Source organism: Actinomadura sp. NPDC000929 (assembly GCF_040492065.1).
In the GTDB taxonomy this organism is placed as follows: Bacteria; Actinomycetota; Actinomycetes; order Streptosporangiales; family Streptosporangiaceae; genus Spirillospora; species Spirillospora verrucosospora.
Genome location: NZ_JBEUPA010000236.1, coordinates 1 through 8,280, shown reverse-complemented (window position 1 = coordinate 8,280; position 8,280 = coordinate 1). Strand labels below are relative to the sequence as shown.

Annotated in this window: 8 protein-coding genes; 4 read left to right on the top strand and 4 right to left on the bottom strand. The window is 74.9% G+C overall.

All coding sequences use genetic code 11. The features are described 5' to 3' along the window. Positions 1–108: 108 nt before the first annotated feature. On the bottom strand, positions 109–903 hold the full coding sequence (locus ABWI04_RS40525; RefSeq protein WP_345176034.1) for a class II aldolase/adducin family protein: 795 nt from the start codon (positions 901–903) through the stop codon (positions 109–111). A 126-nt stretch (positions 904–1,029) separates the two neighbouring features. Here ABWI04_RS40525 and ABWI04_RS40520 point away from each other — a divergent pair, with 126 nt between their 5' ends. From ABWI04_RS40520 to ABWI04_RS40510, 3 genes are all read left to right on the top strand, one after another. Continuing rightward, positions 1,030–2,178: a helix-turn-helix domain-containing protein gene (locus ABWI04_RS40520; protein ID WP_345176032.1), complete on the top strand. Its 1,149-nt coding sequence runs from the start codon at positions 1,030–1,032 to the stop codon at positions 2,176–2,178. A 71-nt stretch (positions 2,179–2,249) separates the two neighbouring features. Beyond that, a complete protein-coding gene (locus ABWI04_RS40515; protein WP_353835723.1) occupies positions 2,250–3,116 on the top strand; it encodes an LLM class flavin-dependent oxidoreductase in 867 nt (288 codons plus the stop codon). Continuing rightward, positions 3,116–3,445: a DMT family transporter gene (locus ABWI04_RS40510; protein WP_345176028.1), complete on the top strand. Its 330-nt coding sequence runs from the start codon at positions 3,116–3,118 to the stop codon at positions 3,443–3,445. Before ABWI04_RS40515 ends, ABWI04_RS40510 begins: the two co-directional genes overlap by 1 nt. An 11-nt stretch (positions 3,446–3,456) precedes the next feature. Here the strand turns inward: ABWI04_RS40510 and ABWI04_RS40505 are convergent, their stop codons facing one another. From ABWI04_RS40505 to ABWI04_RS40495, 3 genes are all read right to left on the bottom strand, one after another. Further along, on the bottom strand, positions 3,457–4,311 hold the full coding sequence (locus ABWI04_RS40505; RefSeq protein WP_353835722.1) for a helix-turn-helix domain-containing protein: 855 nt from the start codon (positions 4,309–4,311) through the stop codon (positions 3,457–3,459). A gap of 36 nt (positions 4,312–4,347) precedes the next feature. After that, positions 4,348–5,097, bottom strand: coding sequence for a hypothetical protein (locus tag ABWI04_RS40500; protein ID WP_353835721.1), 750 nt, complete (start codon positions 5,095–5,097; stop codon positions 4,348–4,350). A 96-nt stretch (positions 5,098–5,193) separates the two neighbouring features. After that, positions 5,194–6,603, bottom strand: coding sequence for an aldehyde dehydrogenase family protein (locus tag ABWI04_RS40495; protein ID WP_353835720.1), 1,410 nt, complete (start codon positions 6,601–6,603; stop codon positions 5,194–5,196). Between the two features lie 161 nt (positions 6,604–6,764). On the opposite strand from ABWI04_RS40495, the gene ABWI04_RS40490 reads away from it, so the two are divergent. Further along, on the top strand, positions 6,765–8,183 hold the full coding sequence (locus ABWI04_RS40490; RefSeq protein WP_353835719.1) for an alpha/beta fold hydrolase: 1,419 nt from the start codon (positions 6,765–6,767) through the stop codon (positions 8,181–8,183). Positions 8,184–8,280: the final 97 nt, after the last annotated feature.

Genomic DNA, 8,280 nt, shown 5'->3' with positions numbered 1-8,280 from the left:
GCATCGCCCGCGTCCTGCTCGCCCACCACGACCCGCGGGCGCGGCCGGCGGACGCGAAGGCCCCGGCGCCGCCGAGCGCGCCGGGGCCGGGGCCGGGGGAGGGGCCGCCTACTCGAACAGGTCGGGCTGCTCGCGGGTGATCTGGTCGTAGAGGGGCTGGTAGTTGATCCAGCCGACCAGGTCGTTGCCGATCTGCTCGTGGGTCAGGACGGCGTTGTCGTGCTCGATCGGGACGACCTGCCCCGCCGCCTTGGCCAGGAGCTGCACCTGGCAGGAGCGCTCCATCGTGATGAACCACCACGCGGCGGCGTCCACGGTGTCGCCGACGGTGAGCAGGCCGTGGTTGCGCAGGATGACGGCCTTGTGGCCGCCGAGGGCGGCGGCGATGCGCTTGCCCTCCTCCAGGTCGGTGACGACGCCGGTGTAGTCGTCGAACAGGCCGTGGTCCTGGTAGAACGCGCACACGTCCTGCGTGATGGGCTCCAGCTTCTGCCCGAGAGCGGAGATCGCCCGCCCGTGGGTGGAGTGGCTGTGCGCGGCCGCCACCACGTCCGGGCGCGCCTGGTGCACCTGCGAGTGGATCGCGAACGCCGCCTCGTTGACCGGGTAGCGCCCCTCGACGACCTTGCCCTCGTGGTTCACCAGGATCAGGTCGCTGACCCGGATGTGCTTGAACGACATGCCGAACGGGTTCACCCAGAAATGGTCGGTGCGCTCCGGGTCGCGGGCGGTGATGTGCCCGGCCACGCCCTCCTCGAAGCCGAACTTGCCGAAGACGCGCAGCGCGGCGGCGAGCCTCTCCTTGCGGTGCCGGCGCTCGTCCGCGACGTCGTCGAAGGTGGGCGGCAGCCGGAAGATCAGGTCGGTCGGCAGCTTCTCCAGGAACTCTTCCTCGTCGGACATCGCGCACTCCTTGGCTCGTCTCCCGACCACCGAACACCATGGCCGGGCCTCCCGGCTAGACCGGCGGCGCCCAACGCCCGCACGCCCGGTTGTCCGGAACGGACAACCGGGCCGCACAATGGAGGGATGGAGCCCAGCGCAGGCGACCGGTTCCTGCGGTTGCTGATCGAGCACACCGACGATCCGGTGCTGCTGGAGGCGACGGTCCGCGCCGCCCGCGGCCGGTCGGAGCTGGTGGCGGCGCTGCCGGAGGAGGAGACCAGGCGGCACACCCGCGCCCTGGTGCACGGCGTGCTCACCGCGCTGGAGGACGGCGAGCCGAGCGAGGAGGCGCTCGCGGCGGCGGAGCGGCTCGGCTCGGACCGGGCCCGGCAGGGCGTGCCCGTCGCGGCGTTCCTGGACGGCTTCCAGGCGGGCCGCGCCCACCTCGTCCGGGCCCTCGTCGCCGACGGCCGCCGCAGGGGCGTCCCGGACGCGGCGCTGCTGGACGGCGTGACCCGCATCGACGAGATCACCACCGCGCTGGTGCAGCGGATGGTCCACGCGCACCGGGTCGCCGAGCTGGAGATGGCGCGGACCGTCCGCGAGGGGCGCCTCCAGATGCTCCGGCAGCTGCTGCACGGCGAGTCCGTCCCCGTGCTCGCCCCGCTCGACGCCCGCGCCGCCTACCACTGCGTGGTCTCCGACGTCAGCGACCCCGCCGTGGCGGGACGGCTGGAGGCGGCGCTCACCGCCGGCGGGCCGAGCCTGTGCGGGCTCGTCGACGGGCGGCTCGCGGCCCTCGTCGCCCGGCTGCCCGGACCGCGGGACCCGGTCGCCGGGCCTTCCGGCCCGCTGCTGGTGGCCGCCCCGCCCGCCCGTCCCGGCGAGGTCGCGCCGATGTACGCGCTCGGACGGCGGGCGCTGCGGGCGGGCGCCGCCGCCGGGCTCACCGGGATGCGGGAGCTGGCCGACCTCGCGCTGCTCACCGCCACCGAGGCCGAGCCGGAACTCGGCGGCCTGCTCGCTGGCGCGCTGCTGCCGGGCCTCGACCCCGCCGAGCCGTTCCACCGGGAACTGGCCGAGACCGCGCTGGCCTACCTCGACCACGGCGGCCGGATCGAGCCGACGGCCGCGGCGCTGCACGTCCACGGGAACACCGTGAAGTACCGGATCCGCCGCTTCCAGGAGCTGGCCGGGCGGCCCCTGCTCGACCCCGGTGCGGGCGCGGCGGTCTCCCGGACCGCGAACTGGTGGTGGGCCCTGCACCGGTGGCTTGCGCGGTCCGGTGCGTGAACCGCGGCGATGGCATGTATCTATTGGTGTTGGCGTTCCGCGGGGGGGCGCCGGAGAGAACGGAGGAGCCGGTGACCGCACCGAGGATCGGCGCCGTGATGTGGCCCATGCTGTCCTGGCCGGAGGCCGGGGAGCCGTGGCGGCGTGCCGAGGACCTCGGGTTCCGGCACGCGTGGGTGTACGACCACATCGCCTGGCGCGGCACGACGCCCTGGTACGACGCCTACACCACGCTCGCCGCCGCCGCGGCGGTCACCTCCCGCGTCCGGATCGGCACGCTGGTGACCTCGCCGAACTTCCGGCATCCCGTGCCGACCGCGCACGCGATCAAGACGATCGACCACGTGAGCGGCGGGCGCCTGACCGTCGGCGTCGGGGCGGGCGGCACGCGCCGCGCGTCCGACGCCGGGATCCTCGGCGACGACTGGAGCCCGGGCGAGCGCGCCTCCCGCTTCGCCGAGTGGGTGGAACTGCTGGACCGCCTGCTGACCGGCCCCGAGACCTCGTTCGCCGGGGAGTACTACACCGCGCGCGAGGTCGTGCAGGAGCCCGGCTGCGTCCAGCGCCCCCGCGTGCCGTTCGTCATCGCGGGGGACGGGCCGCGCGGGATGCGGCTCGCCGCCCGGTACGGCACGGGCTGGGTGACCAGCGCCCACGGCGAGGGGGACGAGCCGTACGGCATCGTCCGCTCCCGGCTGGAGGCCCTGCGCGCCGCGTGCGACGCCGAGGGCCGCCGCCTCGACGACCTCGTCCTGCTGACCGGCTTCAACGACGAGCCCTGGCTGGAGTCGACCGGCGCGTTCGCCGACCTGGCCGGCCGCTACGCCGAACTCGGCATCACCGAGATCGCGCTGCACTGGCCCCGCCCCGGCTCGCCGTTCGCGGCGGACATGAAGGTCTTCGAGGCGATCGCCGCCGAGCACGGCGAGGCCCGCTGATGCCCTTCGTCCTGCTCGGCCTCGCGATCGCCTTCGAGGTAACGGCGACGCTGGCGATGCGCGCCTCCGAAGGCTTCACCCGGCTGGGGCCCTCGCTGATCGTGGTGGCCGGGTACCTGATCTCCTTCGTCCTCATGGCCAGGGCGCTGACGTCGCTGAACGTCGGGCCCGTCTACGCCATCTGGTCCGCGCTCGGCACGATCGGCGCGTTCGCGGGCGGCGTCGTGCTGTTCGACGAGCCGGTCAGACCGCTGACCATCGCCGGCGCCGTCATCATCGTGCTCGGCGTCATCGTGATGAACCTGGGCGGCGGCGTCCACCAGAGCTGACCCCGGCCGGCTCAGGCGGAGGCCCCGGCCGGCGCGGAGACGCTCCGCGGCTCCGGCGGGCCGCCGACCAGTTCGGTCGGTGTACAGCCCGCCAGGGCGCGAAAGTCGCGGTTGAGATGGGCCTGGTCGTAGTACCCGCACGCGAACGCGGCCTCGGCGGGCCCGGCGCCGCCTCGGAGCAGCCCGACGGCGCGCTGGAAGCGCAGCACCCGCGCCATCACCTTGGGCGGCAGCCCGGCCTGCTCCCGGAACCGGTGGGTGAGGTGCTTGCGGCTCCAGCCGACGTCGGCGGCGAGGTCGGCGACCGGCAGGGAGGGGTCCCCGTCCAGCAGCCGCCACGCCCGGGCCACCTCCCGGTCGGGGACGGGACCGGCGTCGAGGCGGCGCAGCAGGAAGGCGTCCAGGACGGCGAACCGCGCGCCCCAGGTGCGCGCGTCGGCGAGCCGCTCGACCAGCGTCCGCGCCTCCCGGCCCAGCAGGTCGGGCAGCTCGGCGGCGGCGTTGGTGAGCCGCGCCATCGGGACGCCGAGCAGCGTGTAGGCGCCGAGCGGGGTCACGTCGAGCTGGATGCCGCGCTGCCCGCCTGGGCTGAGGTACATGCCGTGGCCGTCGTGCATCCCCGCGACGAACGACCCGTACGCGCGGTCGCGCACCCCCGGGTCGGGGACCTCCAGGTGGAGCGGCGGGCCCAGGTTGAGGATCACCACGGTGGTGCGGGTGGGCAGGGTCCGCGTCCGGGACGGCACGGACTCCGTCTCCCAGTAGCCGTCGTAGGAGCGCAGGAACGGGCGCAGCGCCGGGTGGGGGCGGCCCCTCGCCAGGCACCAGCCGCCCCGGTCGCCGAACTCGACCGGCCGCTCGCTCATGAGGCCAGTCCTACCACGCGGGGGCGACAGGGCGGGCTACTCGTACATCTGCCCGCAGACCGCGATGCGGGCCAGATCGCTCCAGCTCATCGTGGTGAGCGCGCGGACGTAGGAGCGCGCCGGCGGCTCGCCGGGGCCGGCCGGCAGCGGCACGCGGGCGCCGTCGGCCGCGTCCCATCCGCCAAGGCTGCCCGCCACGGCGCACTCGAGGTAGGTCGCCGGGTCGAAGTTGTACCAGCGGGCCGGGGTGGCGCGGGCCCCGGAACCCGGCGGGCGGGGGGCCTCCACGCCGAACCGGGCCTGCGGGCCCGGGGGAGCGGCCAGGAAGTCCTCCAGATCGGCGATCTGGGAGAGCAGGACGCGCTCCCAGTCGGCGTACCCCTCCGGCTCCTCTCCGGGCAGCGACAGGTCCTTGCCGCTCCAGGCGGGGTCGAAGGAGGCGGGCGGCGTGACGGCGGCCGCCGCGAACATCGCCGCCACGTCGTCGGGCTCCAGCCGCGCCTGGTCGGCGAGCACGGCGCCGACCTTCCACAGCGAGCGCAGGAACGCCGACAGCGACCACGAGGCCGCCCTCGCCTCCTGCCCGAGATGGAGGAACACCAGGTACAGGTCGCGGTTGGTGCGCACGGCGGGGCCGGGCGGGCCGTCCACCCAGTACATCTGCCGGTGCCGGACGCCGCTCTCCAGGACCATGGCCTGGGCCAGCGCGGAGATGCGGGAGTCGTGCGCCGCGACGCGGAAGACGTTGCCGAGGTCGTCCTGCCGCATGACGTCCCAGGTGTGCATCCGGGTCCTCCAGGGTCGGTGCGGTGATCCACGCTCCCCGTCCGGAAAGTGTGCCACGCCGGGCGGGGCCCGGCCGCCGGGCCCCGCCCGGGGCGCTCAGCCCTTCGAGCGGTGGATCACCTGGAGCTCGGTGAACCCGTACAGACCCCACGGGCCGTTCTCCACGCCGACGCCGCTCCACTTGAAGCCGCCGAACGGCTGGTGGGGGGCGAGGGCCAGGTGGGTGTTGACCCACGCGGTGCCGCACTCCAGCCGCCCGGCGACCTCGGCGGCCCGGTCGGCGTCGGTTCCCCACACCGATCCGGACAGCCCGAAGTGGGTGCCGTTGGCGCGCGCGACGGCGTCCTCCAGGTCGGTGTACTTGATGACCGGCAGCGCGGGGCCGAACTGCTCCTCGTCCACGATCCGGGCGCCGTCGGAGACGTCGGCGAGGATCGTCGGCTCGAAGAAGTAGCCGGGCCCGTCGATCGGCCCGCCGCCCGCCGCCGCGCGGGCGCCGCCCGCGAGCGCGTCGGCGACCAGCTCGCCGACCCGCTCGTACTGCGGCCGGTTGTTGATCGGCCCGTACTGGACGCCCTCGTCCATCCCGTTGCCGACCCGTGCGGCCTTCGCCCGCTCGGCGAGCGCGTCCACCACGTCCCCGTAGAGGGCCTCCGGGACGTACACGCGCTTGATCGCCGAGCAGACCTGGCCGTTGTTCTGGAACGCGGCGCCGAACAGCCGGTCGGCGACCGCGGCCGGGTCGGCGTCGTCGAGCAGGATCGCCGGGTCGTTGCCGCCGAGCTCCAGCGTGACGCGCTTCAGGTCGGGCGCCGCCGCGGCCGCGACGCGCTTGCCGGTCGCGACGCTGCCGGTGAAACTGATCTTGCGGGGCACCTCGTGGCCGGTCATCCAGGCGCCGAGCTCGTCGCCGCCGGTGACGACGTTCAGCACGCCGGGCGGCAGGACGTCGCGCAGCACCTCGCCGAGCTTCAGGCTCGACAGCGGCGTGAAGGGGGACGGCTTGAGGACCATCGTGTTGCCCGCGAGCAGCGCCGGGGCGAGCTTCCAGACGGCCAGGAGCAGCGGGTAGTTCCACGGGGTGATCGCGGCGACCACGCCCATCGGGCGGCGCACGACCTCCACCCGCGCGCCGGCGTCGTCCTGGATGACCTCGCGGGGCATCTCCAGGCCGGCGAAGTACTTCAGCCACACGCCCGCGCCGACGACCTCCATGGTCGCGTCGGCCAGGGGCTTGCCCTGCTCCAGCGTGAGGATCCGGCCGATCTCCTCGGACCTGGCGAACATGACCTCGGCCGCGGCGAGCAGCGCCTTGCGGCGCGCGGCCTCGTCGCGGCGCCACCCGGCGTAGGCGGCCTGCGCCGCGGCCATCGCCGCGTCGAGCTGCTCCCGGGACGCGTCGGGGGCCTGCTCGGCGACCTCGCCGGTCGCCGGATCGATCACGCCGAAGGCGCTGGGCGCCGTCACGGCCCGGCCGTCGATGGTCATCGAGAAGTTCTCGGACACCTGGGTCCTCCGCTCACGGATTTACCGAACGGGATTCAGTATTCACCCTCGCCGCCGTCCTGACGAGAGCCGCCGGGGCGCGGCGCCGGGTGGCGGGCGGCGACATGACCGGATCCGGCGACATCCCGGCGAGCGCGGGAGTCCGGAGGGAGGATCCCCCCATGCGACCACGTTGCTCAGCGGTGTTAGCCCTCACCCTCGCGCTCCTCGGAGCGGGCGGGGCGACGGCGTCCGCGGCACCCCAAGCGCCCCCCGCCCGGCCGGCCGCGCCCCGGCTGACCGACTCCAGGCCCTGCGCCGGGCAGCCCGGCTTCACCTGCTCGTTCCTGACCGTGCCCCTCGACCACCGCCACCCCGCGGGCGGCCGGACCCTGAGGCTCCAGGTCGCGGCGGCGGACGAGGCGCGCGCGCCCAAGGGCGTCCTGATGTTCCTGACCGGTGGCCCAGGGCAGCCCGGCGTCCCCTTCGTCTCCGGCATCTCCAAGCGCCTGCCGGAGCTGGCGAGGAACTACCGGTTCGTCATGATCGACCAGCGCGGCACGGGGGAGTTCGGCGCCGTCGACTGCCCGCGGCTCCAGGCGCAGGTGGGCGGCAGTGACATCGAGCCGCCCACGCCCGGCGCGGTGAGGGAGTGCGCCGGCGTCCTCGGCGACCGGCGGCACTACTTCACCACCGAGCAGACGGTCGGCGACCTCGACCTGCTGCGCCGCGCGCTCGGCGTGCGGAGCTGGACCGTGGACGGCGTGTCCTACGGGACCATGACCGGCGCCGCCTACGCCGCGTCCCATCCGGCCGGCGTCAGAAAGCTCGTCCTCGACTCGGTGCTCCCGTTCGTCGACCCGCAGGGCGACGACATGCTCTACCTCACCGGGCTGCGGGCCACCGCGCGCGTCCTGCGCGACGCCTGCGCCGCCGCGCCCGCCTGCGGCTTCGACCCCGCCCGCGACCTGGCCTGGCTCGCACGGCACCGCCAGGACGCCGTGCGGATCTGGGACATGCTGGTGACCTACGAGTTCCTCGACCCCACCTACCGGGACGCCGGCGCCCTCGGCGGGCTGGGGGACGTCGTCTCGGCGGTCCACGACGCCCGCCACGGCGACGCCGCGCACCTGGACCGCCTGCTCCGGGCGCTCGACTCCGGCGGCGAGGACCCGGCCGAGTACAGCTCGGGCCTGCACATCGCGACGATCTGCGGGGACGGCCGGTTCCCGTGGGGGACGTCCGAGACGCCGCCGGGCGTGCGGAAGGCCGCGCTGGAGCGGGCGCGCAGGCACCTGCCGGCCCGGGCGACCTGGCCGTTCACCGCGGACACGGCGGTCGGCGGCGGGTTCGTCCAGGAGTGCCTGCACTGGCCGTGGGCGCGGCACACGGCCGAACCGCGCCGCGCCGGGCTGTCGGTCCCGGTCCTGCTGGTGAACGGCGACCGCGACCTGTCCACGCCGCTGGAGTGGGCGCGCGAAGAACTGCGCTACGCCCCGCGCGGCACGCTCGTCGTGGTGAAGGGCGCCTCCCACTCCATCCAGAACCGCGAGCGCGGGACCCAGGGCCGCGAGGCGGTCTACCGGTTCCTGAACGGCTGATCCCGAAAGGCGAAAAGGGCGCCCCCGCGATTCCGCGGGGGCGCCCTTTTCGCCGCGTCAGGCGGCGAAGATGCGGTCCATGAGGTCGCGGTATCCG

What these genes read in the sequence shown, in the direction of transcription:
- ABWI04_RS40525 (WP_345176034.1), bottom strand. Translation starts at nt 903, where the DNA reads ATGTCCGACGAGGAAGAGTTCCTGGAGAAGCTGCCGACCGACCTGATC.
- ABWI04_RS40520 (WP_345176032.1), top strand. Translation starts at nt 1,030, where the DNA reads ATGGAGCCCAGCGCAGGCGACCGGTTCCTGCGGTTGCTGATCGAGCAC.
- ABWI04_RS40510 (WP_345176028.1), top strand. Translation starts at nt 3,116, where the DNA reads ATGCCCTTCGTCCTGCTCGGCCTCGCGATCGCCTTCGAGGTAACGGCG.
- ABWI04_RS40505 (WP_353835722.1), bottom strand. Translation starts at nt 4,311, where the DNA reads ATGAGCGAGCGGCCGGTCGAGTTCGGCGACCGGGGCGGCTGGTGCCTG.
- ABWI04_RS40500 (WP_353835721.1), bottom strand. Translation starts at nt 5,097, where the DNA reads ATGCACACCTGGGACGTCATGCGGCAGGACGACCTCGGCAACGTCTTC.
- ABWI04_RS40490 (WP_353835719.1), top strand. Translation starts at nt 6,765, where the DNA reads ATGCGACCACGTTGCTCAGCGGTGTTAGCCCTCACCCTCGCGCTCCTC.